Source organism: Paenibacillus sp. HB172176, assembly GCF_011947265.1.
GTDB lineage: Bacteria > Bacillota > Bacilli > Paenibacillales > Paenibacillaceae > Pristimantibacillus.
On record NZ_JAATHD010000081.1, the window covers coordinates 1 to 983 of the forward strand.

Below are 983 nucleotides of genomic sequence, written 5' to 3' on the forward strand. Positions count from 1 at the left end.
ACGATAACATGGAGCAGCGATGCGCCGGGCGTGGTCGGAGAGGACGGCGCGGTAGTGCGGCCGAGCTACACGACAGGCGATGCATCGGTGACGCTGACAGCGACGATCGCGAAGGGAAGCGAAAGCGCGACGAAGACATTCGCGCTGACAGTAGTGAAGCTTGCGCAGAGCGACGCTGAGGCGGTGGCGGCGGACAAATCGGCGCTTGAAGTAACCTATGCATCGGGCGACAGCGCGTCGAGCGTGACGCAGGACGTTGGCTTGCCGACAAGCGGCGCGAATGGCACGACGATAACATGGAGCAGCAATGCGACGGGCGTGGTAGGTGAGGACGGCACGGTAGTGCGACCGAGCTACACGACGGGCGACGCATCGGTAACGCTGACGGCGACGATCGCGAAGGGAAGCGAAAGCGCGACGAAGGTGTTCGCGCTGACGGTAGTGAAGCTTGCGCAGAGTGACGCTGAGGCGGTGGCGGCAGATAAGCTGGCGCTGGAGATCGCGTACGCATCGGGCGACAGCGCGTCGAGCGTGACGCAGGATGTTGGCTTGCCGACAAGCGGCGCGAATGGCACGACGATAACATGGAGCAGCGATGCGCCGGGCGTGGTCGGAGAGGACGGCACGGTAGTGCGACCGAGCTACACGACGGGCGACGCATCGGTGACGCTGACAGCGACGATCGCGAAGGGAAGCGAAAGCGCGACGAAGACGTTCGCACTAACGGTGGTGAAGCTTGCGCAGAGCGACGCTGAGGCGGTGGCAGCGGACAAATCGGCGCTTGAAGTAACCTATGCATCGGGAGACAGCGCGTCGAGCGTGACGCAGGATGTTGGCTTGCCGACGAGCGGCGCGAATGGCACGACGATAACATGGAGCAGCGATGCGACGGGCGTGGTCGGAGAGGACGGCGCGGTAGTGCGACCGAGCTACACGACAGGCGACGCAACGGTGACGCTGACGGCGACGATCGCGAAGGGAAG

General features: G+C 64.3%; 1 protein-coding gene. It reads left to right on the forward strand.

Features of this window, described 5'->3' with window-relative positions; all coding sequences use genetic code 11:
• A partial coding sequence (locus tag HFP08_RS28875) for an immunoglobulin-like domain-containing protein (RefSeq protein WP_346768774.1) occupies positions 1-983 on the forward strand: 983 nt, incomplete at both ends.